The sequence below is a fragment of the Nitrobacter sp. TKz-YC01 genome (assembly GCF_047824785.1).
GTDB lineage: Bacteria > Pseudomonadota > Alphaproteobacteria > Rhizobiales > Xanthobacteraceae > Nitrobacter.
Genome location: NZ_CP181167.1, coordinates 1,636,511 through 1,663,353 on the forward strand (window position 1 = coordinate 1,636,511; position 26,843 = coordinate 1,663,353).

The window sequence follows — 26,843 nt, forward strand, 5'->3', positions numbered from 1 at the left end:
CCGAGGCTATGACAGGGAGGTCAGTCGAGCCCTGTCTTTTCTTTGATCGACCATGACCACACCCCGAAACCGGCTTATCTTCGGGATCGTGATTTAGAGCAGGGTGAGGTTGCTTGAATCGTCATGCCCGGCTTGCCTTCTTCTCCTGACGTTTGCGGAGGATATAGGCCGCGCGGCGCAGGGGGTCACGCACCAGCTTGCGCAGCGCGATCGCTGCTCGCGCGAGCGAAATAACAGGATCGCTTCGCCGAAGCGGGATCAGCACGTCGCCGATCAAAAGCCGTCCGCGCCAGATCGGGTCGATCATCGGATGATCCGGATCGGCGGTGGAGTCCGCCATGGTGATCGCGGGGTCGGCGCAGAGATGGCGGGTGAGATCGAGTGTCAGCTGCACGCCGGGTGAAAACTTCGCGAAACTCTCGTCAATGCCCAGCTTGAAATAAAACGCGCGGTCCTGGTGGCGAACCACGATCGCCGCCGCCACGGGCGTCGGACCGGCGCGCAGCGTGACGATTTCACACTGGCCTCGCGTGGCGAGCGCCGGCGCGGCGCGGCGGATGAAATCCGCATCACCGCCATTCTGGATCAATGCGGTTCCCCGCTGCGCCTTCCAGCCGCTGGCTTCCAGCACGAGGAAGATTTCAAGCGCCTGCGCGACCTCGGCGGCAGAGCGCGCGACCTTGAACGACACTTCGCCATGCTCGGCAAGGCGGTTACGCTGGCGTCGCAACTCCTTGAGCTTCTTCGCTCCCAGCGCCTCGCGCAGCAATCCTTCCGCCTCGCGGGTGGCGTCCAGGCAGGCGCGCGCCTGGCCATTCAGCCTGTGCGGCTGGAGGCCGTCGCGTTCGAGGGCCGCCGTAAAGGCTTTCATGGCGGCGCCATCGAGCGTGACGTTGCGCAGGATCAGCGCGCGTTGGCCGAGGGCCCGCGCCTCGCGCAGTAGCGCCGCCGCGGCTTGATCCGCACGGTCGCGGTCGAGCAGTGGCGTGCAAAGCGCGTGGTAAGGATCGGCGCTGACCAGAAGGGGAAGCGGAATCCGGTAAGCTCGCCAGGCGGAGATAACCGGGATCAGCCCGATGAGAGTGCCGGCGTCCGTTTCGCCGGGCGAACGATCGGAACGCGCCGTCAGAGCCGCCGCGCGCGTTCCGCCGCGCGCCGCGCCATTCAGCGCCAAATCCCAATCGGCGAGATAGTAGCCGTTCGGCTCGACAGCACGGTCGGCGAGCGATCGCCACTGGTCGGGATCCAGCGATGCAACGCCAGCCGCTCGATGTCGCGCGCGCAGCGGCGCGGCTACGAACTCATTCATCAGCAACGACGAGAGCCAAACTGGCAGTATCGACCATGTCCGCAATCCCATAAGGCGGCGAGGCGAGGGCGCGTAGGCCGCCGCTGCCCTGCCGTGATGGCGACAGACTAGAGCATCGGACCCGAAAGTGGGAACCGGTTTCGGGATAAATCCGATGCTCAATCAATTAACTGGAGCGTTTTCGAGCGAAGTGGAAACCGCTTCACGTGAAGAAAACGCGCCAAAACAACAATCTAGAGCTTCGCTTCTGATTCAATCAGAAGCGATCATGCTCTGCCGGTATGATCCGGACCCGCCGAGGCGGTAGAAAAGATACGGGTCGGTCCGACCGGCGATATCACGAAGCGGTCGTGCCTGCGAAATTTGCTCGGATGATGAACCGTCGCGCCGCGCGGGCCGACAACCGTCGAGCAAGGATGTTTACGCGGAGCCTCCCATGACATTTTCGATGATTCGCTCGATCGTTTTCGGGGCGATCGCCGCGATCGTGCTGATCGCGCCTCCGGCTGCCGCAGAGAACCGGCTGGCGCTGGTGATCGGCCAGTCGGCCTATCGCGCGGTGACGCCGCTGCCAAATCCCGGAAATGACGCCAAAGCCATGACCCAGATGCTTGGCGACGCCGGTTTCGACGTGCTGACCGCCTCCGACCTGTCGCAGACCGAAATGCGGGAGAAGGTCGGTGAGTTCGCGGCAAGGATCGCCGAGAAGGGCCCCGACACCGTCGCGCTGGTTTTCTATGCCGGGCACGGCTTGCAGGTCGACGGCGAGAACTTCCTGGTTCCGGTCGATCTCGATCCGAAGCGCGAAGCCGATATTCCGCTCCAGGCGGTTCGCCTGAATGACATCATGAATACGCTGACGTCGGTTCCGAGCCGGATGCGAATCGTTTTGCTCGACGCGTGCCGGAATAACCCGTTCCCCGCCATCAACAAGACGGTAGGGCACGGCCTGGCCATCGTCGACGCCAAGGTGGCGGCGCCTGGCACGTTCCTGTCTTTCTCCACCTCGCCGGGAGCGGAGGCTGAAGACGGCGCGGGCACCGACAGCCCTTATACGGCTGCGCTGTTGTCCGCCGGCCGGCAGCCGGGACTTTCGATCGAGGAGGCGTTCAAGCGCGTCCGGCTGGAGGTCAACAAGGCGACGAATGGCCGCCAGACTCCGTGGGACAGTTCCTCGCTGACGGACGGTTTCCAGTTTTTCCCCGGGACCGCCGAAGCCGGCGCCACGCCGCCGGCTGATTCGAAAATCAAGCGGACGGTCGCGGAATGGCGCCGCGAGTTGAAAGGCAAGACCGCCGAGCAGGCGCACGAACTGATCGTCAGCGACGGCAGCGGTCAGGCTTATGAGGCGTTCGTCGGCCTCTATGCGGACTCGCCGTTCGATCTGGAAGCGCGGCAGTGGCTCGATCGTCAGCGCCGGATGCAGGCCTGGAACAGGGCGGTTCTCACCAATACGGCGGCTGGTTATCGGGCCTTCCTCGCCGAATACTCCGATAGCGACCTGACGCCGACGGCGCGCAAGCTGGAGGAGCGTCTGCGTAGCCGGCCCGGTAATCCGGGTGTGGCGGTTGCCGCTGCCGCGGCTGGTCCGACCTGTTCCTGCAGCACGCCGCCGCGGGAGCCGAAGAAAAAGGCGGAAACGCCCAGGAAGAAGCAGGCAAAGCAGGATCGTTCGCGGAACGAAGACACGCCTCCGCGCCGTCGCCAGCGCCGGCCCACTTATTATGCTGATGACGTGCCGCCGCCACCTCCGCCGCCCAGCGTCGTGCCGGTGCCCCTGCCGATACCCTCCATCGGCATCGGCGGTTTTGGCGGAGGATTCGGGCGCGGCGGCGGGTACGGTGGTTCCGGGCGCGGAGGAAGCATGGGCGGCTCGACGGGTCGATACTGAGATCCTAATTCGGACACGCTCCGAGCGGGATCGGCGCAGGCCGGTCCCGTTTCAACCTCCTCACGGTTGCGGTGAATCAAGATGATGCGCCTGCGTCAGTGCCAGCCACTTCATCTTGTTGCGGAGCGTCACGGCGCTTTCGAGCGGCGAGCCGCTTGAAACCACGAGGATCGCGCGTTTATGCTGTCCGCTGTGGGGAGGAGTTCCGATGAAGGTTGTATGTGCATCCATGCTCTTGGCGGTCCTGATGTCGGGGCCGGCTTTCGCCCAGGCGCCGCAGTTCAACATGATGGCTGATGCGCCTGGAAAGACGCCGGATCAGATCGAGAGGCAAAAGGCCCTTGAAAAGGCTTACAGAGAGTCGCTGCGAAAGATTCCTGATGCGGCGGTGGTCGACGATCCCTGGGGAGGCGTTCGAAACACGAGCCAGTCCAAGACCACCTCCAAAAGCAGACAGCCCTGACGACGCGCTGTTTCCCGCTGACGCCGCGACGTTGACGTCGGTTGCCGGCGCCAGGGGGCCATCTATCAGCCTCAACCGGCTATCCGCTTTTCCGTCGTTCGGGTCGTGTTGCCTCCAAGCGTGACCAGCGCTCCAAACAACAACGTCACCTGAGCGGAATATGATCGCCCGGTGACGTTGTGCATAGGACTGGGCAATGCAATCCCCCAGCCCTTTTTGGGTCAGCGTACCGCGGGAAAGGTTCAAACGGGATCCTGGCCGGAGACAGGCGAAGTTTGTCTCGGCTTTAGCCAGCCGGCGGGAGGCTTCCGTGACGCGTTTTCCTCACGCGAATCGAATTCCACTTCGCTCGAAAACGCTATAGCTCAGGCAAGAGCTTCCCTGATCGTCCCTGTGATAACTACCGATCGCTTTTCAGCGCGGCTTATGCCGGCCCGCCGTCGGGAGCGGCCAGTGATTCGGTCAAAGGACGCCAATTGGAAAGTTTTGATTAAGATTCGACGCTCATTCTAGCCAGACCTGTTTTTGCGTACCGGGAGAAACATCATGCTGACCACCGAACCTGGTTTGGCCCGGAATTTTCTCAATATCGCATTGGGGGGCTTTGGCGTGCTTGTCGCGGTGCTGATTGGGGTGGCGCTCGGCTGAGACACCTGCAAGATATCCACGGCTGGAGCCTTGCTTCTGATGGAATCAGAAGCGAGGCTCCATAATCTTGATTTAACGCGTTTTCTTCACGCGAACAGGTCATCCGCGTCGCTCGAAAACGCTATAGGGGTAGTGTACAAAGGGCAGTAGACATTTGTCCGGAAGCTGCGGCTCGATCGACCGGAGCAACCGACACCGGAGCAACCGACGTGGGTAACAGCAGCGGCGGGTTGGACAAGGGACTGATGGCCCTGATCCAGAACGTTTTGGGGACTCGCCCTCACGCGCCCCCGCCGGAGCCCGAACTGCCCGACGACAATCGGAGCTCCTCGGAGTCGCCTGGCGCTGAAATCTCGCCGCCACCGGATGCAGAAGGGTCAACTGAAGAAGCCGGCGCGCCGCTGCCGGACCAGCCGGAGAGTGACGATCGCCGCAAGACCGCGGACGAACTGGCGGGCATCATTCTGAAGGCGCTGCAAACGCTCGACGGTGCGCCGGCCCGTGGGTTCGTGGTGACCATCTATGGCGGCAACCCATGGAACGCGATGCTGACGATCAAGCCGGAAGCCGGGCCAATCGCCGATCCAGGCCTGTGGCGTGCGCGCGTTCGGGATATGGCTGCGCGGTTACGTCAGGATTTTGATCTGGCGGAGACATAGCGGCCGAGCAGGGCGCCACCGAACAGAGCGCAGTTGAACGGAGCAGCCTGTCAGGTAAGGGCGTCGTGGTCCGGTCAAGGCCGCGACCAGTAGCCGTCAATCGCGTGAGCCAGGAAAATGCCGGCGCTCATAAATCCAAAGAGGGTGGTGATCGTTTCCAGCATCTTACTCATCCTGCTACCCAGCGGCTGTCAGCAAATGCAAATCGTATTGCACAGTCAAAAGGATTCTGGCGACGCGGCGGACTCCCCTTCGTGCTGATGATTTCCGGCAACACCGCTGCTGGCTCGCACTGTCTCTATTCTGGGAGCTGGGGATTTAACCTTCGGAGCCGAAGCTCGCTACGCGCGATGGCCTTCGCTGCGTCGTGCGCAGGGCCTCATGAACGCGGCACGGATCATAGGCCATCATGTACGACATGCAGCGCGACCGCTGTAACGTGATGATCAAGCTTCGTTGGAGAAGCCGGTTGGTCGCGTGAAAGATCGATGTCGCCTACATGCCTCCGACCGTTTTCCGTAAGTGAGGTGGACCCGCTTGGTGAGACAGTTTGGCGGCCTGGCTAAGGTGGATCGGGTTCGTTTCTACGCCGCCAATTGCTCCGTCATTTCCGCCATAGCATGGACTTCGTCGGGCGTCCTGCCGGCGAAGGTCGAGTGCGGGCGTCGCCGGTTGTAATAGTCTATCCAGGAGCCGATGCCGCAGCGGGCTTGGCTTCCCGTTTCGAATGTGCTGAGGAAGACGCACTCATATTTGAGGCTGCGCCACAGTCGTTCGATGAAGACGTTGTCCATCCAGCGGCCGCGCCCGTCCATGGAGATGCGGATGCCGGCATCCTTCAGCGTCGTCGTGAAGGCGAAGCTAGTGAACTGCGAGCCTTGGTCGGTGTTGAAGATGTCGGGCCTGCCATGGCAGGCGATCGCCTCTTCGAGAGCGGCAACACAGAAGTCGGCATCCATCGTGTTCGACAACCGCCAGGCCAGGACCTTGCGGCTGAACCAGTCCATGATGGCCACGAGGTAAAGGAAGCCGCGCCGCATCGGGATATAGGTCACATCGGCACACCAAACGTGATCCGGCCGCTCGATCGCCAGGTGCCGCAGCAGGTAGGGATAGATGCGATGCTGCGGATGCGGCTCGCTGGTTCTCGGCGCCTGGTAGATCGGCGACAGACCGATCTTGCGCATCAGCCGCCGGACCCGCTTGCGACCCACGCACCAGCCCTGACGCCGCAGATGCCGGGCCATCTGCCGGGAGCCATACCAGGGCGTCTCCATGAAGGCCTCGTCGATGGTGCGCATCAGTTCGAGGTTCTCGGGCGTCTCGCCGGCGGGCTGTCGGTAGAACGACGCCCGCGAGATCGAGACCAGTTCGCACTGGCGGCGGATCGAGAGCCGGTTGTGATCGGGGTCAATCATCATTCTCCTCCGATCCAGGCTCAGCGATCGAAGGCCTTGGCCAAAAAATCCCGCTCAACGACAAGCTGGCCAATCTTGGCGTGCAGCTTGGTCACCTCGGCTTCCCGGCCGACCTGCGCATCAGCAGCCTTGTCGTCGAACGTCTTGGCCAGGTTCTCGATGGCCTGCCGTTTCCACTGCGTAATCTGGTTCGGATGAAGCTGGTGCTTTGTCGCCAGTTCCGAAATCGTCCGCTCGCCACGGATCGCCTCAAGCGCAACCTTGAGCGCGCAGACGATGCGCTGCAGGTAAAGCTCCGGGCGTTCATTGCGGATGAACTGCGGGCTTGGGAAAAGACTTTCCCGGATGAATTGTGGGCTGAATTTGGCAGGCTCACCAATTGGAGGGGCAATCTGAAAAGCCGACCTAAATGGTGGGGCAAGCTCGTTATTGAACTAATCTACGACACGCTTGATCCGGACGTGGCCGAATATCTTAAGAACAACAAACCGCCCCCGGGCGTCCGTTGGCATCGACAGTTGACTGAAAATATCGGTGTTAGGGCTCTTGTCTCGCGCTGTTACGAAGTGATCGGAATGGCAAAAGAGTGTCGTGATATGAGGGAGCTTCGAGACAAAGTTGCCCGCCATTACGGGCGGCAGGTTATGCAGTTTTCATTGTCTCTACCGAATCCAGAAATGAAAGAGGCCGCCCACTGAGGCGGCCTCTGTCTTTTTGTCATTTATTTTTGGCGTTATAAATAGCGCGGGCGATGGCATCTTCTTTCCCGCCGGGGTGCGGTCCATCCCAAAAACCGCCAGCCGTGCCCGTTCCTATCCTACCGTCGTCAAGTACGACTTTAACATCATATCTGTCCGTAAAGACCGACCCTTCAGTTTTTTGGACCGTTACCGAAATAGCCTTTGCGTCATCCTTCTCTTTACTCATCGCCATCTCCATGCTGCTCGTAGTGCCTCAAGGTTGTTTCGTTTGAGGCCAACGCCGCGCAGGAACTTTGGCATGGTTAATCGAACTTCAAATACTCAACAATTATTGCGAATTCTCACAGCAGTCGGCATGTCGGGAAACTAGGCCACTCCCAAAATCAAACTAGGCCACTGAGGGTTAAAACAGGCCAGTACCCTTCTCCTCAAAGGAACATATTGCGAACTTAGAACAAATAGGGTACACTATTTCATCTGATCCACCACGGCGCCATTCGTTGTCCCGCTCGCGAATCCCGTTCATAAGGAGCCCGGTTTATGTCCCAAGCTGCCCTGCGTATCGTCGAAGGATCCTCCATGGATAAGTCCAAGGCGCTGTCCGCCGCGCTGTCACAGATCGAACGCCAGTTCGGCAAGGGCTCTGTGATGAAGCTGGGCAAGAACGACAAGTCCATGGATGTGGAGGTTATCTCCTCGGGTTCGCTCGGGCTCGACATCGCGCTCGGCGTTGGCGGCCTGCCCAAGGGACGCATCGTGGAGGTTTACGGTCCGGAGTCCTCGGGCAAGACCACGCTGGCGCTGCACGCGGTCGCGGAGGCGCAAAAAAAGGGTGGCATCTGCGCCTTCATCGACGCCGAGCATGCGCTCGATCCGGTCTATGCCCGCAAGCTTGGTGTGAATGTCGACGACCTCCTGATATCGCAGCCCGATCACGGTGAGCAGGCGCTGGAGATCGCCGATACGCTGGTGCGCTCGGGTGCTGTGGATGTGCTGATCATCGACTCGGTCGCCGCCCTGGTGCCGCGCGCCGAGCTCGAGGGTGAGATGGGCGACGCGTTGCCCGGACTACAGGCGCGGCTGATGAGTCAGGCGCTGCGCAAGCTCACCGCCTCGATCAACAAGTCCAACACCATGGTGATCTTCATCAACCAGATCCGCATGAAGATCGGGGTGATGTATGGCTCACCGGAGACCACAACCGGCGGCAACGCGCTGAAGTTCTATGCCTCTGTGCGCCTTGACATCCGCCGCATCGGGGCGATCAAGGAGCGCGACGAGGTCGTCGGCAATCAGACCCGCGTCAAGGTCGTGAAGAACAAGCTGGCGCCGCCTTTCAAGCAGGTCGAGTTCGACATCATGTACGGTGAGGGCATCTCCAAGATGGGAGAAATCCTCGATCTCGGCGTCAAGGCCGGCATCGTTGAAAAATCCGGCGCCTGGTTCTCTTATGACAGCCAGCGCATGGGGCAGGGCCGCGAAAATGCAAAAGCGTTCTTGCGGGCCAATCCCGACATCACCGCCAAGGTCGAGATGGCTATCCGGCAGAATTCAGGACTGATCGCCGAGCAGATTTTGGCCGGAAGCCCTGAGCGGGACACCGACGATGACGAGACGGCGGAGGATTGAGTCGTTAGCTTCCATGGAAGCATAAACGCGCACGCTCCCTGGTTTTGAGCTGACGCGTTTTCCTCCGAACCTCGACGCGTCCGGGGTAAGCCGGAGAATGTTCGTCGATAGAGAACACTTTGGTCGACTGGCTGAGGTGAATTTTCACCTGCGGGTGCGATCCGCGAAGACGGGAATCCTTCGTGGAAGTCTGTGTCGCGCCTGTTGGAAGAGGCGGGCGCTGTGGATGTTGAGTTGCCGACATCCCCAGCGTCCGGCTTGCGATCATTCATTTCGCCTTCTCCCAAAGAGGAAGGGAGCTCGAAATTAGAGGGTAGCTGCGAACTTCTATTCCGCGGCCTGTGCGTAATCTTCCATGGGCGGACAGGAACAGACGAGATTGCGGTCGCCGTAGGCATTGTCGACCCGTCCGACCGGACACCAATATTTATCCGACCGCGAGCTTCCCGACGGAAAGCAGCCCTGGGCCCGGCTGTAGGGTCGCGACCATGCGTCGTCGGCGATGTCGTGCGCGGTATGCGGCGCATGGCGCAGCGGCGATGCCTCGACTTTCCAGCGTCCAGCCTCGATCTCGGCGATCTCGTGCCGGATCGCGATCATGGCGTCACAGAACCGGTCCAACTCCGCCTTTGATTCGGATTCGGTCGGCTCGATCATCAGCGTGCCCGGCACGGGAAAGCTCATGGTCGGGGCATGGAAGCCGTAGTCGATCAGCCGTTTGGCGATGTCATCCACCGTGACGCCGGTTTTGGCCTTCAGCGCGCGGGGATCGATGATGCACTCATGCGCGACCCGGCCTTTTACATTGCGGTACAGCACCGGGAAATGCGGATCGAGCCGCTGTGCGATATAGTTGGCGTTGAGGATCGCGACCTCGGTCGCTCGCTTCAGGCCCTCGCTACCCATCATCAGGATGTAGATGTAGGAGATGGTCAGGATCGAGGCCGAGCCGAACGGCGCGGCCGAGACTGGCCCGACCGCGGACGGTGTCGCGTCGTCGATAGCGGGGTGCCCGGGCAGGAAAGGTGCGAGATGCGCTTTCACGCCGATCGGGCCCATCCCCGGTCCGCCGCCGCCGTGGGGGATGCAGAAGGTCTTGTGCAGATTGAGGTGGCTGACGTCGGCGCCGTAGTCGCCGGGCCGCGAAAGGCCGACTTGCGCATTCATGTTGGCGCCGTCGAGATAAACTTGGCCGCCATGGCCATGCACGATGTCACAGATTTCGCGGATGCGCTCTTCGAACACGCCGTGCGTCGACGGATAGGTGATCATGATGGCGGCGAGACGATCGGCGTGCTGCGCCGCCTTGGCTCTCAAATCGTCGACATCGACGTCGCCGCGCGCGTCACAAGCCACGACCACGACGTCCATTCCGGCCATGTTGGCGGAGGCCGGATTGGTGCCGTGTGCGGAGGAGGGGATCAGGCACACCGTGCGATGGCCCTCGCCGCGCGCCGCGTGGTAGCCGCGGATCGCCAGAAGCCCGGCATATTCACCCTGCGCGCCGGAGTTCGGCTGCAGCGAAACCGCATCGTAGCCGGTGATGTCGAGCAGCCATTCTTCGAAGTTCTCGAACAGCGTGAGGTAGCCTTCAGCCTGCTCGGGCGGCGCGAACGGATGCAGGTTCGCGAACGCCGCCCAGGTCAGCGGAATCATTTCCGTGGTGGCATTGAGTTTCATCGTGCAGGAGCCGAGCGGGATCATTGCGCGGTCAAGCGCGAGGTCGCGGTCGCTGAGCTTTCGCATGTAGCGCAGCAACTCCGTTTCGGAGCGGTGTTCGTGAAAGACCGGATGGGTCAGATAGGCTGTCTTGCGCTTGAGATCGGCTGGCAGCAAATCGGGAGCGTGCGCTTCGACGTCGGCATAAGACCATGTTGCGCCAAATGCGCGCCATAGTGCTTCGACAGTCTCCTCGATGGTGAGTTCGTCCAGCGCGATGCCGAGCGTGCCGTCCGCGTTGATCCGGAGGTTGATGCCCTGGCTGCTCGCGCGTTTAACGATCTCGCTTTGCCGCTCGCCCGCGTTCACGGTCAGCGTATCGAAAGCCGTACTGTTGAGCGGAGCGAAACCGAGTCTCGTCAATCCCGCCGCCAACGTCGCGGTGCGCCGGTGCACGGTACGCGCGATCTGCGCCAGTCCTTCCGGACCATGATAGACCGCGTACATCGAGGAGATCACCGCCAGCAGCACCTGCGCGGTGCAGATGTTGGAGGTGGCTTTCTCGCGGCGAATGTGTTGCTCGCGGGTCTGCAAGGCAAGGCGATAGGCCGGCTTCCCGCGCGAATCCACCGACAGTCCGACAAGACGGCCGGGCAGCAGCCGTTTCAGCGCGCCGCTGACCGCCATGTAGGCGGCGTGCGGGCCGCCATAGCCCATCGGCACGCCGAAGCGCTGCGCGGAGCCAATGGCAATGTCGGCGCCGAGCGCGCCGGGCGAGGTCAGCAGCGTGAGCGCGAGCAGGTCTGCCGCGACCACCGCAAGGCCGCCTTTCGCCTTGATCGCGGCGATGGCCGGGCGCAGGTCGCGTACAACGCCGGATGTGCCGGGATATTGCAGCACCGCGCCGAATACGTCCGCCTTGTCGAGATCGCGGAGCGGGTCGCCGGTGACGATCGTCCATCCCAGCGGTTCGGCGCGGGTACGCAACACGGCCAGGGTCTGCGGATGCACTTCGTGATCGACGAAGAACGCTTTTGTTTTTACCGATGACGCGCGCTCCGCGAGCGCCATCGCCTCCGCGGCCGCGGTTGCCTCGTCCAGCAGCGACGCATTGGCGATGTCGAGGCCGGTGAGGTCGCAGATCATGGTCTGGAAATTGAACAGCGCCTCCAGCCGGCCCTGGCTGATTTCCGGTTGATAGGGCGTATAGGCCGTGTACCACGCCGGATTTTCCAGAATGTTGCGCTGGATCACCGCAGGCAGGATCGTGCCGGAATAGCCTTGCCCGATCAGCGACGTGAGCGGCTGGTTTTGCGCCGCGAGCGCCTGCATATGCGTCAGCACTTCGGTTTCGCTGAACCCCTCGCCGAGATCGAGCGGCGCCTTCTGCCGGATCGACGGAGGCAGCGCCTCGTTTATCAGCGCCTCGAGGCTTTTCGCGCCGACGGTTTCCAGCATCGCAGCGATATCGCGAGACGATGGACCGATATGGCGGCGCGCGAAGGTCGTGGCAGGCTCTTCACGGGCGATCATGGAATGGCTCCTTGGATGCCTGGATCAAAGTTATGAATTCGGTATGCCGGGCTTGTGCCGGACACGAAAATGCTCAAGCCGTGTGCGCCTTGTAGGCTGTCTCGTCCATTAAGCCTTCGAGCTCGCTCCTGTCGGCGATTCTGAGCTTGAAAATCCAGGCTTTGCCTTCAGCGTCGGAGTTGACCAGCGCGGGCTCCGCGCCGAGCGCTTCATTGACTTCCAGGACCTCGCCCGTAATCGGCGCATAAACGTCGGAAGCCGCCTTGACCGACTCGACCACCGCGGCCGCCTGGGTCTTCCTGAGCTGGCTTCCGACTTTCGGAAGCTCGACGAAGACGACGTCGCCGAGCTGAGACTGCGCGTAGCCGGTAATGCCGATCGTTGCCGTATCGCCCTCAATGCGGAGCCACTCATGATCTGTGGTATACAAAACGGTCATGACAAATCCTCAACGCTTGTAATTGTGTGGAACGAAAGGCATCGCGCATACCCGTAGCGGCAGCCGCTGTCCGCGTACGTCTGCAAAGACGAGACCGCCCGTGGCGGCATGTGAGACCGGCAGATAGCCCATCGCGATCGGTGCGTTCAGGCTCGGCCCGAAGCCGCCCGATGTCACCGCGCCAATCGGATCGGCGGAGTCTGCATCGGCGAACAGCGGCGCGCCCTCGCGCACGGGCGCGCGGCCTTCCGGCCTCAACCCGACGCGGCGGCGGGCCGCGCCCTGCTCGAACTGGGGCAGAATAACATTGGCGCCGGGAAAACCGCCGGCGCGTACGCCGCCGTTGCGCCGGCTTTTCTGCACCGACCATTCCAGCGCGGCCTCGACCGGCGTTGTCGTCGCGTCGATGTCGTGACCGTAAAGGCAGAGGCCGGCCTCGAGCCGCAGGCTGTCGCGAGCGCCAAGTCCGACCGGCGCCACGTCCGGATCATCGAGCAATGCCGACACCACGTCCCCGGCCCGGGCCGCGGGAATCGAAATTTCGTAACCGTCCTCGCCGGTGTAGCCCGAACGCGAGACGAAACAGGCGACGCCGCCGACCTGGCGAGGACCGGCCTCCATGAATTTCATCGCCGGTGCTTCGGGGCAGACTTTCGCCAGGACGGACGCGGCCTTCGGACCCTGCAGCGCGACCAGCGCGCGATCCGCCAGAACCTCGATGGCGCAGGCATCGGAAAGGTGCTTCCGCAGATGCGCCTCGTCGGCGGCTTTGCAGGCGCCGTTGACGACCAGAAACAGGTGGTCGCCGAAATTGGCCACCATCAGATCGTCCAGCAGGCCGCCGGCCGGATTGGTGAACTGGGCGTAGCGCTGCCGTCCCGGCGCGACCGCCACGATGTCCTGCGGCACCAGCCGCTCCAGCGCCAGCGCGGCGTCGGCGACGTTGCCGGACTTCGGCCGCAACGCGATCTGGCCCATGTGCGAGACATCGAACAGGCCGGCTTTGGCGCGGGTATGGAGATGTTCCTTCAGCACGCCGGATGCGTACTGCACCGGCATGTCATAGCCGGCGAACGCCACCATCTTGCCGCCCCGCGCCAGGAGCAGGGCGTGCAGAGGTGTTTTTTGCAGGGTCGGGGCGTCGGAGACGTGGGTCACCATCAGGGGGCCTCGCGGTTAAAGGGACGATTCCCTGCAAACCCGTTAGAGACCCCATCTGTCGCTGTGCCTGAGAGTATTATCCCGTCGGCGGACCCTGCGCGGACCACGGGTCCGCAAGGGTCTCTTTCCAGATGTAACCAGTCGCGCGGTCCGTTTGCCTGAGAGTTTCCGGGGCGGTTGCTCCTTCGGCGCCGGCCTGCTTCCTCAATCAGAAAGCGGCCGATCTCTCCCGGCGCGACTAAACTAGCAGATATGAGGAAAATACGGTTTCAACAAGGCTGTCAACGCACCGCAGCATCTTTCAACGGATGATATTTCGAGCCAGCCAAGCCCCTGATCCTTCTGCCCACTTTCTGGACAGCCCGGCCACCCCCGTCTAAAAGGCGGTCGCTGGGCGACGTATGACAGCTTTCGGGGCCGCGAGCCCATTTGACGCGATGGAACACAATGAGCGGCGTTAACGACATCAGGTCGGCGTTTCTGAACTATTTCGCGGCCAATGACCACCAGATCGTGCCATCGTCGCCGCTGGTTCCGCGCAACGATCCGACCCTGATGTTCACCAATGCGGGCATGGTGCAGTTCAAGAACGTCTTTACGGGCGTCGAAAAGCGGCCCTATCAGCGCGCCACCACCTCGCAGAAATGCGTGCGCGCCGGTGGCAAGCACAATGATCTCGACAATGTGGGCTACACCGCGCGGCATCACACCTTCTTCGAGATGCTCGGCAACTTCTCGTTCGGTGACTACTTCAAGGACCGCGCGATCGAACTGGCATGGAAGCTGGTCACCCAGGAGTTCGGCCTGCCGAAGGATCGCCTTACAGCGACGGTCTATATCGACGACGACGAGGCGTTTGATCTTTGGAAAAAGATCGCGGGCCTGCCGGAATCACGCATCATCCGCATCGCTGGCTCGGACAATTTCTGGCAGATGGGCGACACCGGTCCGTGCGGCCCGTGCTCGGAGATATTTTACGATCACGGCGACAGGATTCCCGGCGGACCGCCGGGATCGCCGGAGCAGGATGGCGATCGCTTCGTCGAAATCTGGAATCTCGTGTTCATGCAATACGAGAAGCTGCCGGACGGCAGCCGCCCGAACTTGCCGAAGCCGTCGATCGACACCGGCGCGGGGCTCGAGCGCGTGGCCGCCGTGCTTCAGGGCAAGCACGACAACTACGACATCGACCTGTTCGTGGCGCTGATCCGCGCGGCCGCGGATCTGACCGGCGCGGACCCGCAAGGTCCGATGAAGGCATCGCTGCGCGTGATCGCCGACCACCTGCGCGCATCCTCATTCCTGATCGCCGACGGGGTACTGCCGTCGAACGAAGGCCGGGGTTATGTGCTGCGCCGGATCATGCGACGCGCGATGCGCCATGCCCAGTTGCTCGGCGCGAAGGAGCCGCTGATGTGGCGGCTGGTGGGCGTGCTGGTGCGCGAGATGGGCGAGGCCTTTCCCGAGCTGCAGCGCGCGCGGCTCTTGATCGAAGAAACGCTGCGGCTTGAGGAGACTCGCTTCCGCAAGACGCTGGAGCGCGGGCTCTCCATTCTCGACGAGAAGAGCGTGTCGCTGAAGAAGGGCGACATGTTCGACGGCGAGACCGCGTTCACGCTGTACGACACCTATGGCTTCCCGCTCGATCTCACCCAGGATGCGCTGCGCGCGCGGGGCATCGGCGTGGATCTGGCGTCGTTCACCGACGCGATGGAGCAGCAGAAGGCCAAGGCGCGGGCTAAATGGTCCGGTTCCGGCGACGTCAAAACCGCGGACTATTGGTTTCCTCTTCGGGAGAAGTACGGCTCTACCGAGTTCCTCGGATATGACAATCTGTCAAATGAGGCTGTCGTTCAAGCGATCATTAAGGGCGGTCCTGAACTTGAAGTACTCAAGCCTGAGCATCACGCCGGAGAAATCATCCTAAATCAGACGCCGTTTTACGCCGAGTCGGGCGGACAAGTTTGGGATACTGGGTTGATCCGACGTGCTTCGGACGGGATCGAGGTCGCGCGGGTTATAGCAGTTCACAAAGAAGCTGATGGACTCATTGTCCACAACGTTGAGCTGAGCGGTACTGGCCTCAAGGACGGCCTGAAGAAGGGTGATGTAGTTTACGCGGTCGTTGATGCGGATCGCCGCGCGAAGATTTGTAAGAACCATTCTGCTACGCACATTCTTCATGAAGCCCTGCGGCAAGTTCTCGGCGATCACATTGCGCAAAAAGGTTCTTTGGTAGACGATAAAAGGTTGCGTTTCGACTTCGCGCACAACAAGCCGATCAGTGCCGATGAATTGCGCGACATCGAAGAGATAGCTAATAATGTTGTGCTCGAAAACGATGAGGTCACTACGCGCCTAATGTCCGTGGACGATGCCCGTGAGACCGGCGCTCGCGCACTATTCGGCGAAAAGTATGGTGATGAAGTTCGCGTAGTTTCCATGGGCAAGATGCCGCGCCAGACAGGCAGCAACGTGGACAGTTGGTCGATCGAACTCTGCGGTGGCACCCATGTGAAGCGCACCGGCGATATCGGCCTGATCTCGGTGGTCGGCGAAAGCGCGGTGGCGTCGGGCGTGCGCCGGATCGAGGCTCTCACCGGGCATCACGCGCGGCATGCTTTAAACGATCTTCGGAACAACTTGCGTACTGTGTCCGCCGAACTGAACGCAACACTAGGCGATGTGACAGTTCGGGCTACAGCGATAGTGCAGGAGCGCAAGAAGCTTGAGCGCGAATTGTCCGAGGCGCGCAAGAAGCTCGCCATGGGAGGAGGGGCCGCGAGCGCATCCTCCGGCGCGGCGGCGGGCGTGCGCGATGTCGGCGGCGTCAAGCTGATGGCGCGTTCGGTCGAAGGCATCGAGATCAAGGATCTCAAGAGCCTCGCGGATCAGGGCAAGAAGCAGATCGGCTCGGGCGTCGTCGCGCTGGTCGCGACCAGCGATGACGGCAAGGCCAGCGTCGTCGTCGGCGTGACGCCCGATCTCGTGACCCGCTTCTCGGCGGTCGATCTTGTCCGCAAGGCGTCCGAGGTGCTCGGCGGCAAGGGCGGCGGCGGCAAGCCGGACATGGCGCAGGCCGGCGGTCCCGACGGAGCCAAGGCGGGCGCGGCGCTCGACGCCATCGCCGCTGCGATGGGCGCGTAGAGCGCGATCCGTTCAGGTTAAATCGGATTGCGCACACGGATGATCTTCACCGTCATGCCCGCACTTGTTGCGGGCACCCACGTCTTCGCAGCGTATCTGCAAACAAGACGTGGATAGCCGCGACAAGCCCGGCCATGACGGGAACGGATGGATGGCCGCTTCAGCCCACCGCCTTGGTCAGGTTGTCGGCCACCTTGTCGAGGAAGCCGGTGGTGGAGAGCCAGCGCTGGTCGGGGCCGACCAGAAGCGCGAGGTCCTTTGTCATGAAGCCGGCCTCGACCGTATCGACGCAGACCTTCTCCAGCGTGGTCGCGAAATTCGCCAGCGCCTCGTTGTCGTCGAGCTTGGCGCGATGCGACAGGCCGCGGGTCCATGCGAAGATCGAGGCGATCGAGTTCGTCGAGGTCTCCTTGCCCTTCTGATGCTCGCGATAGTGCCGCGTCACGGTGCCATGGGCGGCTTCCGCCTCCACCGTCTGGCCGTCCGGCGTCAGCAGCACCGAGGTCATCAGGCCGAGCGAGCCGTAGCCTTGCGCCACCGTGTCCGACTGCACGTCGCCGTCGTAATTCTTGCAGGCCCAGACGTAGCCGCCGGACCATTTCAGCGCCGAGGCCACCATATCGTCGATCAGACGATGCTCGTAGGTCAGGCTCTTGGCCTCGAAGTCCTTCCTGAACTCCCGATCGTAGATGTCCTGGAAGATGTCCTTGAAGCGGCCGTCATAGACCTTGAGGATGGTGTTCTTGGTCGAGAGGTAGACCGGGAAGCCGCGCTGCAGGCCGTAATTGAACGAGGCGCGCGCGAAATCGATGATGGAATCGTCGATATTAAACATCCCCATCGCGACTCCGGGGCCGGGCGTCTTGAAGACCTCGCGCTCGATCACCGCGCCGTCCTCGCCGACGAACTTCATGCTCAGCGTTCCCTTGCCGGGAAACCTGATGTCGGTGGCGCGATACTGATCGCCATAGGCGTGGCGGCCGATGATGATCGGCTTGGTCCAGCCGGGGACGAGGCGAGGCACGTTCTTGCAGATGATCGGCTCGCGGAAGATCACCCCGCCGAGGATATTGCGGATGGTGCCGTTCGGCGACTTCCACATGTGCTTGAGGCCGAATTCCTTCACCCGCGTCTCGTCGGGGGTGATGGTGGCGCACTTCACGCCGACGCCCACCTTTCTGATGGCGTTGGCCGCCTCGACCGTGATCCGGTCGTCGGTCTCGTCGCGGGACTCCATCCCCAGGTCGAAATACATCAGGTCGATATCCAGGAACGGATGAATCAGCTTGTCCTTGATGTATTGCCAGATGATCCGGGTCATCTCGTCGCCATCGAGTTCGACGACGGGATTGGTCACCTTGATTTTTGCCATGGGAGATCGGGCCTTTTCGGAAAATAGCTGCGCTTCGGAAGGAGATAGGTCGGGCTATAACATCGCGGCGGCGCAGGCGAAAGCCGAGCGGGCCGCAAGACGGTGGCGATTTTCCAGACATCTGGCGCTTTGTCGGCAAGCCTTCTCCCTGCACCTTGAGAGGCAGAACCTCATCTTCCGCCGGAAATTCAGGATGGCTTCATAAGCTCATTATTTGACTTGAGAAAAGCTGTGAAAGGCGCGATCGAAGACCCGGCAAGCCGCCATTGAACCCAAATCTCAGCTTGAATTGAAAGAACGAGGCAGGATGTCCGGCACCGACAGGACGAAAACCGGCATCGACGTCGTCGGCCCCACCGTGATTCTGGTCGAGCCGCAGCTCGGCGAGAACATCGGCATGGCGGCGCGCGCCATGGGCAATTTCGCCCTGACGCGGCTGCGCATTGTCAACCCGCGCGACGGCTGGCCCAATATCGCGGCGCAGCGCGCGGCGGCGGGCGCCGACCACATCCTCTCCCGCGTCGAACTGTTCGACACCGTGGCGGAGGCGGTCGCCGACTGCACGCTGCTGTTCGCGACCACCGCGCGCGCGCATGATCAGGCCAAGCCCGTGGTGGCGCCGGAAGCGGCGGCGGTCGAGGCGACGGCGCAGGTCGCGGCGGGCGGCCACGTCGGCATCCTGTTTGGCCGCGAGCGCGCCGGACTGTTGAACGAGGAGGTGGCGATGGCCGATCGCATCATCACCTATCCCGTCAATCCGGGTTTTGCCTCGCTCAACCTGGCGCAGGCCGTGCTGCTGATGGGTTACGAATGGTTCAAGCTGGTGACGCGGGGCGAACTGCCGTTCGCGATGCCGGAGCGCTCGGAGCGGGCCTCCCAGCACCAGATGCAGGCGTTCTTCGACAATCTGGTCAGCGAACTCGACAAGGTGGAATTTCTCCGTCCGCCGGAGAAGCGCGACACCATGCTCGTCAATCTGCGCAACATCTTCACCCGCATGGAGCCGACGAAACAGGACATGCACACGCTGCACGGCGTCGTGATGGCGATCGCGGAAGGGCGCAAGGGACCGGCCAAGGGCGGCGTGCTCGACGGCGCGCAGGCGACGCGGCTGCGGGCGCTGCTGGCCGAGCAGGGGCCGGGTGGGGCATCCGTGGACAGCAGCAGCACGGTGCGGGGTCTCGCGCGGCTGCTCAGACGAAATCCCACCGATGGCGAGCGCATCCTTTGGCAGGCGCTGACGCGCGACCGCCGCTTCGCCGGTCAGTTCAAGCGGCAAACCCCGGTCGGGCGGCACATCCCGGATTTCGTGTCGTTCGTTCAGCGTGTTGCGATCGAACTGGTCAACGCGGACGAGGGCGACACCATCACGCGCGACCGCGCCGCCCGATCGGCATGGCTCGCCGAGCGCGGCTACCGCGTGATCGAAATTGAGGCGGCGGCGGTTGAAAGCGATCTGGCGCGGGTTCTGGATAATCTGGCGGTACAGGTGGCGGCGGGGCCGTAGGGCGCGAGGTCGGTAACGATTATGTGTGATAGTAGTCGCACGTCAGGGTGCTCGATTAAAGCAAACCAGCAATCATTCTTTGCCGTTGCTATAAGGTTCGCATCGTCAACACGAGTCGTTTTGATCGCTGCGGCAGTGCGGCTGCGCCCGGAGATTGGTGAACCGATGGAAGAATCCGAATGGACGCATAACGATCAGCCCATCACTCAACCGTCCGATGACAGATTCGGGATCGATCCTTTCGCCAAAACGCTCGCGGCTAGTATTTGTAAGATTAGCGCTCCCGAGGGGACCGTAGTCGCTTTGAATGGGCCATGGGGCTCCGGAAAAAGCAGCGCAGTCAATCTGATCCAGTATCACTTAAGGGACGCTCTTGAGCGGGACGAAATCGCCATCGTCAATTTTGCTTGTTGGTGGTTTCGCGGTGAAGAGGCGTTGGCGCTTGCATTTTTTCGGGAATTCTATGCCGGCCTAGGCCCCTCACTTGGCGACCAATTCAAGAAAGTGCTGCCAAAAATCGGCGCGCGGCTTTTACGTGCGGGTTCTATAGTCAGTGCTGGTGCCGACCTAGCCGGTGCCGGAGGCGTTGGATCAGTCGCCGCGGGTACCATGTCGTGGCTTGCAGATATGATTCATACCGAAGATACCGTCGAGAAACTTCACGCGGATCTGACCAAGGTTCTCAAAGAGCAGAAAAAGCGCTTTCTCATCGTGATTGATGATATTGACAGGCTATCGCCGGATGAAGCGCTGTTGATCTTTCGCCTTGTGAAATCAATTGGTCGTTTGCCCAACGTTATTTATTTGCTCGTGTTTGATCGCCATTTGGCCGAAGCGATTGTATCCGAGCGCTACCCGTCCGAAGGTCCGCATTATCTCGAAAAAATCATTCAGGCAGGATTCGACGTTCCGCAGCCGCATCAAACTGAGGTGGTGCCGGTTTCTGAGACAGGGGCATAAGGTGGATCGCCCGATGAAAAGGACGATCCGGTATGAAGACACGCAGACGATTTACGGCTGAGTTCAAGGCCAAGGTTGCGCTTGAGGCGATCCGTGGCGAGCGGACGATTTCGGAACTGGCGACAAAGCACCAGCTTCATCCGAACCAGATTACGCAGTGGAAACGGCAGGCCATCGAGAACCTGGCCAAGACGTTCGACGACAAGGCTGCTGATGCGCAGGTCGGCCGGGAAGCCGAGGTGACCAAGCTGCACGCCAAGATTGGCCAGCTTGTCGTTGAGCGGGATTTTTTGGCCAAGGCCTTCGATCGCTGAGCCTGGATCGGAGGAGAATGATGATTGACCCCGATCACAACCGGCTCTCGATCCGCCGCCAGTGCGAACTGGTCTCGATCTCGCGGGCGTCGTTCTACCGACAGCCCGCCGGCGAGACGCCCGAGAACCTCGAACTGATGCGCACCATCGACGAGGCCTTCATGGAGACGCCCTGGTATGGCTCCCGGCAGATGGCCCGGCATCTGCGGCGTCAGGGCTGGTGCGTGGGTCGCAAGCGGGTCCGGCGGCTGATGCGCAAGATCGGTCTGTCGCCGATCTACCAGGCGCCGAGAACCAGCGAGCCGCATCCGCAGCATCGCATCTATCCCTACCTGCTGCGGCACCTGGCGATCGAGCGGCCGGATCACGTTTGGTGTGCCGATGTGACCTATATCCCGATGCGGCGCGGCTTCCTTTACCTCGTGGCCATCATGGACTGGTTCAGCCGCAAGGTCCTGGCCTGGCGGTTGTCGAACACGATGGATGCCGACTTCTGTGTTGCCGCTCTCGAAGAGGCGATCGCCTGCCATGGCAGGCCCGACATCTTCAACACCGACCAAGGCTCGCAGTTCACTAGCTTCGCCTTCACGACGACGCTGAAGGATGCCGGCATCCGCATCTCCATGGACGGGCGCGGCCGCTGGATGGACAACGTCTTCATCGAACGACTGTGGCGCAGCCTCAAATATGAGTGCGTCTTCCTCAGCACATTCGAAACGGGAAGCCAAGCCCGCTGCGGCATCGGCTCCTGGATAGACTATTACAACCGGCGACGCCCGCACTCGACCTTCGCCGGCAGGACGCCCGACGAAGTCCATGCTATGGCGGAAATGACGGAGCAATTGGCGGCGTAGAAACGAACCCGATCCACCTTAGCCAGGCCGCCAAACTGTCTCACCAAGCGGGTCCACCTCAAAAACGCCGAGCCGGAAGAAAAGTGTCTTACGACTGAAACAGATGCCAAATCTCTTCGGCAAACGGCACTCTCACGTCTTCGTGCCGCGAGCCAATCCGACGAACTCGTCAGATCGAGACGTCTGGCGTATCTGTTATTTATGTGGCGTGATCTCGCTGATGATGAAGGAGCAGAAGTGAGAGCTTGGACCGCTTCTCGCATGAAAGACGACGCAATGATCGCGGTTTTTGCTAAGGCCTTCACATCGCACTCATGGAGCCAAGGCCTCGGCATGGCGGGCCTTGGGGACAGGGTCGCCAAGCGCAACACCCGCGCGGGCGTGGATTCAATCGACAAAATACTCGACAAAGCTGCGTTTCGAGCTCGCGTTGAAGAAACTGCTGGCAAGAATACACAAGACGAAGCGGGGGCAGCGGTTCGTGAATTCTTGGCCGCGTGGAAGCGTCAGGATGAAAACCCGCATGATTAGAACTTAATGTTCGGCCGCTCTTCTTGATTCACCAGAGACCTCGTGTCCTGGCCTTCGAAAAGTCTTTGAGCAAAGCGGCGTTGTTCTTACCTCCTTCTCACTCCCCTCTCCCTCAACGCCGGGTGATCATCCTCCACCGGCAAATTCGCATTGATCACCAAATCTAGCGCCTCCTGCGGGGCGCGGTCGATATCGACGCCGCCGCGGTGCATGTCCTTGAGCGCGGCGCGGATCGCTTCGTCGCGCGAAAGCCGGTCGCGCCCGGTCTCCGCTCGGCTCAGCAATTTACGCCGACCGCAGCGTCCCTGCGCCTCGAGCCGCGCCATTTTCAGGGCTTGGAGGGCCTGCATCAGCTTGTCGAGATCGACGCCCGGCGTCTCCTCTAACTCGCGTACCATGCGCTCGGCGAGCGCCTGCAGTCGTTCGGCCAATAGGCGCAATTTCAGGCGTCGTCCGGCGCGGGCAGTTGGCACGGTGTCAGTCGCGCGCGGCGCAAAGGCTGGACGTTGCCAGCCTGAATTGCGGGCCCAGAAGGAAATGGTGCCCTGGCTGATCCCGGTTTTGGCTGCGATCGCGCGCTGCGAGAGTGTGGTCGTTTCGATCAGACGGCGGATGAGGGCTACCGTCGAATCCGCATGCAACCGCCGCGAGCCGCGTGGCCGGGAATCCGCATTGATCGCGGGCGGCCCCTTGGCTGGTTCGTCTGGTTTCACGCGAAGACGGGTGAGGGCGGGAGGCGTGCGAGGCAGGATCATGCGTCGGAATATAATCCTACGGGGTCGTTCGAGCAAGCGCGGAGGCTTTAAGTTTCGTCCGCCTCATGGATCACTGCGCGCGTTATGGCGGGTGCCCGCTTATGGGGCATCCGCTGCGCAAATTATGGTCAATCGCTCGCCTCTCGGTGGCTTCCGGCGTCAATCAAGGCCTTGTTGCCCGCATTCCACGCCGCATCCGCAATGGCACGAGCATTGCATTGGGAGAGTGGTCCAAGGCTTTCAGACGGGAGACAACGATGAAGCGATCCGACCTCACCGAAAAGATTCTCGACATCAAGCGCGAGAAGGAATGGAACTGGTCATACATCGCCGGTGAGATCGGCGGTTGTTCCGATATCCTGATCGTCAGTGCATTGCTCGGCCACATGAAGCTGACCAAGTCGCAGGCGTCGGTTGCCGGAAAGCTGTTCGGCCTCTCCAAGACGGAAATCGCGATGCTCAACGAGGTGCCGGTGCGTGGCGCGGGCGTTCCGATGCCGCCGACCGACCCCTTGATCTACCGCCTGTACGAACTGGTGATGATCAACGGACCGGCGCTGAAAGTGCTGATCGAGGAAGAGTTTGGCGATGGCATCATGTCGGCGATCGACTTCGACCTGGAGCTTGCCCGCGTCGCCAGCCCGAAGGGCGATCGCGTCAAGATCGGGATGTGCGGCAAGTTTCTTCCGTTCAAGTATACCGCCGCCAGCGAGCAGCATCGGGAGCGCCACCTCGAAGAGGCCTGAGCTATAGCGTTTTCGAGCGAAGCGGAATGCGGTTTGCGTGAAGAAAACGCGTCAAAACATAAAGATTGGGTCCTTCACCGTTTCCATGAAGCGGTGAGAGACTCTAGAGTCTGTTTCAACTGCGTTGCATCAGACTCGTCGCTTATCTTTTTGTTTGAGCATGATCTTCTCCGAAAACCGGTTTCCACTTTGCGCTGGCGCGGCCCTTCGGGTCGGGATCATGCTCTAACGGCTGCACCGGCGTGGTTATCATGAAGGGCAGGGGCGATGGCGCAGCGGATCGCCCCTGAGTGATCCGGTCGCGCTCCTGAATTCCGGCTTTATCAAGCCCGCCCGGCGCGAAGCCGGGCGCGGGGAGTTGCGGCCGAGCAAATAACGCAGGGAAGCTCTACGTCCCCGCCTTTACCTGGGCGATAGCCTCCGCAAACAGCGCATCCATCTGCGCGCGGACCTGCTGCTCGGTGAGCGCGACGCCCTTGGCGGTGAGGTCGCCCATCACTTTCTGAAACACGTCGTCGTCACCCGGCTGTTCGAAGTCGGCGGCGATGACCTCCTTCGCATAGGCATTGGCGGCGTCGCCGGTAATTCCGAGCTTCTCCGCGACCCACAATCCCAGGAGCTTGTTGCGGCGGGCCTCAGCCTTGAATTTCTGCTCCTCGTCGAGCGCGAACTTCTTCTCAAAACCTTCTTCACGCTTGTCGAATGATGTGCTCATGGCTTGGGTCCGGTTCCATTGTTGCCGAAGCTTTTAGTCCGTCCACTGGCGCGGCCGGTTTAATATCCTAGATCACATTCCTAAATAAGGAAGGGCCGATCCGGGAACAACGGGCGCAAGGTCGCAGGGTGAGACGGGTAAAACTTCGCGCCGGACGGCCTGCATTGATTGTGCTCGGTGACTCAATCGGCTACCCTGCGGACAGGCTTGGTTCTTGTTCTGTTTCCTGTTCTCGTCCGGGATTGTCCAGGATTCTTGGCCTTCGCGGCAGCTCCGCCACGGTCACATCAAGCGCTCGGAGCACACCAACTTCATGGATTTCAACAACACACGGTACATCCCAATGAGCCGTCGGCGTCGCATTTACGAAGGCAAGGCCAAGGTGCTTTACGAAGGACCGGAGCCGGGCACCCTGATTCAACACTTTAAGGACGACGCAACCGCGTTCAACGCCAAGAAGCATCAGGTGATCGAGGGCAAGGGCGTCCTCAACAACCGGATTTCGGAGTACCTGTTCCAGCACCTCAACGACATCGGGGTGCCGACGCATTTCATCCGTCGCCTCAACATGCGCGAGCAGTTGATCCGCGAGGTCGAGATCGTGCCGCTGGAAGTCGTGATCCGCAACGTCGCGGCGGGGTCGCTGTCGCAGCGGCTCGGCATCGAGGAGGGCACCCAGCTTCCGCGCTCCATCATCGAATTCTACTACAAGAACGATCAGCTCAACGACCCCATGGTGTCGGAGGAGCACGTCACGGCGTTCGGCTGGGCGACGCCGCAGGAAATCGACGACATCATGGCGCTGGCGATCCGCGTCAACGACTTCCTGACCGGGCTGTTTCTCGGCATCGGCATCCGGCTGGTCGATTTCAAGATGGAATGCGGCCGGCTGTTCGAGAATGAAATGATGCGAATCGTCGTCGCCGATGAAATATCGCCCGACTCGTGCCGGCTGTGGGACATCAAGTCGAACGAGAAGCTAGACAAGGATGTTTTCCGTCGCGATCTCGGGGGGCTGCTGGAAGCCTACACCGAAGTCGCCAAGCGGCTCGGCATCCTGATGGAGAACGAGCGGCCGATCGGCGCCGGTCCGGTGCTGGTGAAGGGATAGGTAAGTTTCCCTCTCCCCGTGGGAGAGGGCAGCGAGCCGGCGGGCCGACTGCGAAGCATCGCCCGATGATGAATTCCGCGAGCCGGGTGAGGGGGCGGCTCGGTGCTTGGAGCGACCCCTCACCCGGTCCTCATGCCGCAAGCGACATTCGGACCACCCTCTCCCGCAAAGGGAGAGGGAAGCAGGCAGGCTACGTTTCAAGATGAAGGCACGCGTCACTGTTACGTTGAAGACCGGGGTTCTCGATCCGCAGGGCAAGGCCATCGAGGGGGCGCTGAAGTCGCTTGGCATCGAGGGCGTCGCCAGCGTGCGTCAGGGCAAGGTGTTCGATATCGAGCTCGATGGCGACAAGACGACGGCGGAAGCCGCGCTCAGGGCCGCCGCCGACAGGCTGCTGGCCAACACCGTAATCGAGAACTATCGCGTCGAGGTTCTGGGCTAGGCGACGCACGACATGAAATCCGCAGTTCTCGTTTTTCCCGGCATCAATCGCGAGCGCGACATGGCGCGCGCGTTGCGGCTCGTGTCCGGGCGCGAGCCCGCGATGGTGTGGCACGCGGAGACCTCGCTGCCCGAAGGCACCGATCTTGTCGTGGCGCCGGGCGGCTTTTCCTACGGCGATTACTTACGCTGCGGCGCCATCGCCGCGCGCTCTCCGGTCATGGACGCGGTTCGCGCTTTCGCGTCGGGCGGCGGTCTTGTGCTCGGCGTCTGCAACGGTTTTCAGATTCTCTGCGAGTCCGGGTTGCTGCCCGGAATCCTGATGCGCAACGCGCGATTGAAGTTCATCTGCCATGACGTTCACCTGCGGGTCGAACGCTCGGACACGCCTTTCACGCGTGGCTACAATGCCGGGCAGGTGATCCGCGTGCCGGTCGCGCATGGCGAGGGCAATTATGCCGCCGACGAGGACACCATCCGCCGCCTCGAAGGCGAGGGCCGCGTGCTCTATCGTTATTGCTCGGCGACCGGCGAGATCGACGATACGCACAATATCAACGGCGCGGCACAGTCGATCGCCGGCATCATCAATGAGCGCGGCAACGTGCTCGGCATGATGCCGCATCCGGAAAACCACGTCGAAGACATCATGGGCTGCACCGACGGGCGCGGGCTGTTCGCCGGACTCGTCGCGCATCTGGAGCGGGCGGCGTAGCATCGTGGATGCAGTCCGCTGACATGCTGCCCTTTGTGCTTCTCTGAGAGACCCATGTGTTTGGTGATTACGGTGCCATCAGCCAGGCATATCCAGAATGGATCGTACAGAGATCGGCTTGAGCGCTGATCCGCTCGTCCGAAAGCGTTTTCGAGCGAAGTGGCG

General features: G+C 61.6%; 23 protein-coding genes and 1 riboswitch. Of the genes, 14 read left to right on the forward strand and 9 right to left on the reverse strand.

All coding sequences use genetic code 11. From position 1 onward, the window contains the following. Positions 1 to 121: 121 nt before the first annotated feature. Positions 122 to 1,309, reverse strand: coding sequence for a GNAT family N-acetyltransferase (locus ACMYR2_RS07665; protein ID WP_347265227.1), 1,188 nt, complete (start codon positions 1,307 to 1,309; stop codon positions 122 to 124). Positions 1,310 to 1,745: 436 nt separating this feature from the next. Between ACMYR2_RS07665 and ACMYR2_RS07670 the strand changes: the two genes are divergently transcribed. The 3 genes from ACMYR2_RS07670 (at position 1,746) to ACMYR2_RS07680 (ending at position 4,970) form a co-directional block, all read left to right on the forward strand. Further along, positions 1,746 to 3,200 (forward strand): caspase family protein, encoded by a 1,455-nt coding sequence (locus ACMYR2_RS07670; protein WP_347265226.1) that lies wholly within the window; start codon positions 1,746 to 1,748, stop codon positions 3,198 to 3,200. Between the two features lie 208 nt (positions 3,201 to 3,408). Next, positions 3,409 to 3,663: a hypothetical protein gene (locus ACMYR2_RS07675; protein WP_347265224.1), complete on the forward strand. Its 255-nt coding sequence runs from the start codon at positions 3,409 to 3,411 to the stop codon at positions 3,661 to 3,663. An 857-nt stretch (positions 3,664 to 4,520) separates the two neighbouring features. Continuing rightward, the gene (locus tag ACMYR2_RS07680; RefSeq protein ID WP_347265223.1) at positions 4,521 to 4,970 is read left to right on the forward strand and encodes a hypothetical protein; all 450 of its coding nucleotides are present in this window, start codon (positions 4,521 to 4,523) and stop codon (positions 4,968 to 4,970) included. A 584-nt stretch (positions 4,971 to 5,554) separates the two neighbouring features. On the opposite strand, the gene ACMYR2_RS07685 is transcribed toward ACMYR2_RS07680, so the two are convergent. Beyond that, a protein-coding gene (locus ACMYR2_RS07685; RefSeq protein ID WP_416194077.1) for an IS3 family transposase occupies positions 5,555 to 6,675 on the reverse strand; the annotation gives its coding sequence in 2 pieces (ribosomal slippage) (positions 5,555 to 6,438 and positions 6,438 to 6,675; 1,122 coding nt in all). On the opposite strand from ACMYR2_RS07685, the gene ACMYR2_RS07690 reads away from it, so the two are divergent. Further along, positions 6,583 to 7,086, forward strand: a complete 504-nt coding sequence (locus ACMYR2_RS07690) for a P63C domain-containing protein (RefSeq protein ID WP_416194078.1) — start codon at positions 6,583 to 6,585, stop codon at positions 7,084 to 7,086. The genes ACMYR2_RS07685 and ACMYR2_RS07690 overlap by 93 nt on opposite strands. A 19-nt stretch (positions 7,087 to 7,105) precedes the next feature. Here the strand turns inward: ACMYR2_RS07690 and ACMYR2_RS07695 are convergent, their stop codons facing one another. Beyond that, complete coding sequence (locus tag ACMYR2_RS07695) at positions 7,106 to 7,315, reverse strand: hypothetical protein (protein ID WP_416193950.1); 210 nt, start codon at positions 7,313 to 7,315, stop codon at positions 7,106 to 7,108. 314 nt (positions 7,316 to 7,629) lie between these two features. Between ACMYR2_RS07695 and recA the strand changes: the two genes are divergently transcribed. After that, complete coding sequence (gene recA, locus ACMYR2_RS07700) at positions 7,630 to 8,718, forward strand: recombinase RecA (RefSeq protein ID WP_347264619.1); 1,089 nt, start codon at positions 7,630 to 7,632, stop codon at positions 8,716 to 8,718. Positions 8,719 to 9,045: 327 nt separating this feature from the next. Here recA and gcvP read toward each other — a convergent pair whose 3' ends face one another. From gcvP to gcvT, 3 genes are all read right to left on the reverse strand, one after another. After that, positions 9,046 to 11,910 carry an aminomethyl-transferring glycine dehydrogenase gene (gene gcvP, locus ACMYR2_RS07705; RefSeq protein ID WP_416193951.1) on the reverse strand — a complete coding sequence of 955 codons (2,865 nt, stop codon included), beginning with the start codon at positions 11,908 to 11,910 and terminating at the stop codon, positions 9,046 to 9,048. Between the two features lie 73 nt (positions 11,911 to 11,983). Then, entirely contained in the window at positions 11,984 to 12,349 is a 366-nt protein-coding gene (gcvH, locus tag ACMYR2_RS07710) for a glycine cleavage system protein GcvH (RefSeq protein WP_347264621.1), read from the reverse strand. Between the two features lie 9 nt (positions 12,350 to 12,358). Then, positions 12,359 to 13,510: a glycine cleavage system aminomethyltransferase GcvT gene (gcvT, locus tag ACMYR2_RS07715; protein WP_347264622.1), complete on the reverse strand. Its 1,152-nt coding sequence runs from the start codon at positions 13,508 to 13,510 to the stop codon at positions 12,359 to 12,361. Between the two features lie 137 nt (positions 13,511 to 13,647). Next, a riboswitch (glycine riboswitch) is annotated at positions 13,648 to 13,752 on the reverse strand. 205 nt (positions 13,753 to 13,957) lie between these two features. Between gcvT and alaS the strand changes: the two genes are divergently transcribed. Further along, positions 13,958 to 16,657, forward strand: a complete 2,700-nt coding sequence (gene alaS, locus ACMYR2_RS07720; protein ID WP_416193952.1) for an alanine--tRNA ligase — start codon at positions 13,958 to 13,960, stop codon at positions 16,655 to 16,657. A 160-nt stretch (positions 16,658 to 16,817) separates the two neighbouring features. On the opposite strand, the gene ACMYR2_RS07725 is transcribed toward alaS, so the two are convergent. Further along, positions 16,818 to 18,029, reverse strand: coding sequence for an NADP-dependent isocitrate dehydrogenase (locus ACMYR2_RS07725; protein ID WP_416193953.1), 1,212 nt, complete (start codon positions 18,027 to 18,029; stop codon positions 16,818 to 16,820). Positions 18,030 to 18,336: 307 nt separating this feature from the next. Between ACMYR2_RS07725 and ACMYR2_RS07730 the strand changes: the two genes are divergently transcribed. The 4 genes from ACMYR2_RS07730 (at position 18,337) to ACMYR2_RS07745 (ending at position 22,195) form a co-directional block, all read left to right on the forward strand. Then, complete coding sequence (locus tag ACMYR2_RS07730; protein ID WP_347264625.1) at positions 18,337 to 19,536, forward strand: TrmJ/YjtD family RNA methyltransferase; 1,200 nt, start codon at positions 18,337 to 18,339, stop codon at positions 19,534 to 19,536. Positions 19,537 to 19,656: 120 nt separating this feature from the next. Continuing rightward, positions 19,657 to 20,496, forward strand: coding sequence for a KAP family P-loop NTPase fold protein (locus ACMYR2_RS07735; protein WP_416193954.1), 840 nt, complete (start codon positions 19,657 to 19,659; stop codon positions 20,494 to 20,496). 32 nt (positions 20,497 to 20,528) lie between these two features. Beyond that, positions 20,529 to 21,664 (forward strand): IS3 family transposase gene (locus ACMYR2_RS07740; RefSeq protein WP_416192834.1). Its coding sequence is split into 2 segments (ribosomal slippage): positions 20,529 to 20,799 and positions 20,799 to 21,664, totalling 1,137 coding nucleotides; the frame shifts between segments, so codons are not numbered across the junction. Positions 21,665 to 21,925: 261 nt separating this feature from the next. After that, positions 21,926 to 22,195 carry a hypothetical protein gene (locus tag ACMYR2_RS07745; protein WP_416193955.1) on the forward strand — a complete coding sequence of 90 codons (270 nt, stop codon included), beginning with the start codon at positions 21,926 to 21,928 and terminating at the stop codon, positions 22,193 to 22,195. Between the two features lie 86 nt (positions 22,196 to 22,281). Here ACMYR2_RS07745 and ACMYR2_RS07750 read toward each other — a convergent pair whose 3' ends face one another. After that, positions 22,282 to 22,950, reverse strand: a complete 669-nt coding sequence (locus ACMYR2_RS07750) for a hypothetical protein (protein WP_347265435.1) — start codon at positions 22,948 to 22,950, stop codon at positions 22,282 to 22,284. A 257-nt stretch (positions 22,951 to 23,207) separates the two neighbouring features. Here ACMYR2_RS07750 and cynS point away from each other — a divergent pair, with 257 nt between their 5' ends. Then, a complete protein-coding gene (gene cynS / locus ACMYR2_RS07755; RefSeq protein ID WP_347265436.1) occupies positions 23,208 to 23,696 on the forward strand; it encodes a cyanase in 489 nt (162 codons plus the stop codon). A 388-nt stretch (positions 23,697 to 24,084) separates the two neighbouring features. Here the strand turns inward: cynS and ACMYR2_RS07760 are convergent, their stop codons facing one another. Beyond that, complete coding sequence (locus tag ACMYR2_RS07760) at positions 24,085 to 24,411, reverse strand: DUF1476 domain-containing protein (protein ID WP_347265437.1); 327 nt, start codon at positions 24,409 to 24,411, stop codon at positions 24,085 to 24,087. A gap of 343 nt (positions 24,412 to 24,754) precedes the next feature. On the opposite strand from ACMYR2_RS07760, the gene purC reads away from it, so the two are divergent. The 3 genes from purC (at position 24,755) to purQ (ending at position 26,678) form a co-directional block, all read left to right on the forward strand. Beyond that, positions 24,755 to 25,522, forward strand: a complete 768-nt coding sequence (gene purC / locus ACMYR2_RS07765) for a phosphoribosylaminoimidazolesuccinocarboxamide synthase (protein WP_181410406.1) — start codon at positions 24,755 to 24,757, stop codon at positions 25,520 to 25,522. Between the two features lie 202 nt (positions 25,523 to 25,724). Continuing rightward, positions 25,725 to 25,964 (forward strand): phosphoribosylformylglycinamidine synthase subunit PurS, encoded by a 240-nt coding sequence (gene purS, locus ACMYR2_RS07770; protein WP_347265361.1) that lies wholly within the window; start codon positions 25,725 to 25,727, stop codon positions 25,962 to 25,964. Positions 25,965 to 25,976: 12 nt separating this feature from the next. Then, positions 25,977 to 26,678: a phosphoribosylformylglycinamidine synthase subunit PurQ gene (gene purQ, locus ACMYR2_RS07775; protein ID WP_347265362.1), complete on the forward strand. Its 702-nt coding sequence runs from the start codon at positions 25,977 to 25,979 to the stop codon at positions 26,676 to 26,678. Positions 26,679 to 26,843 lie beyond the last annotated feature (165 nt).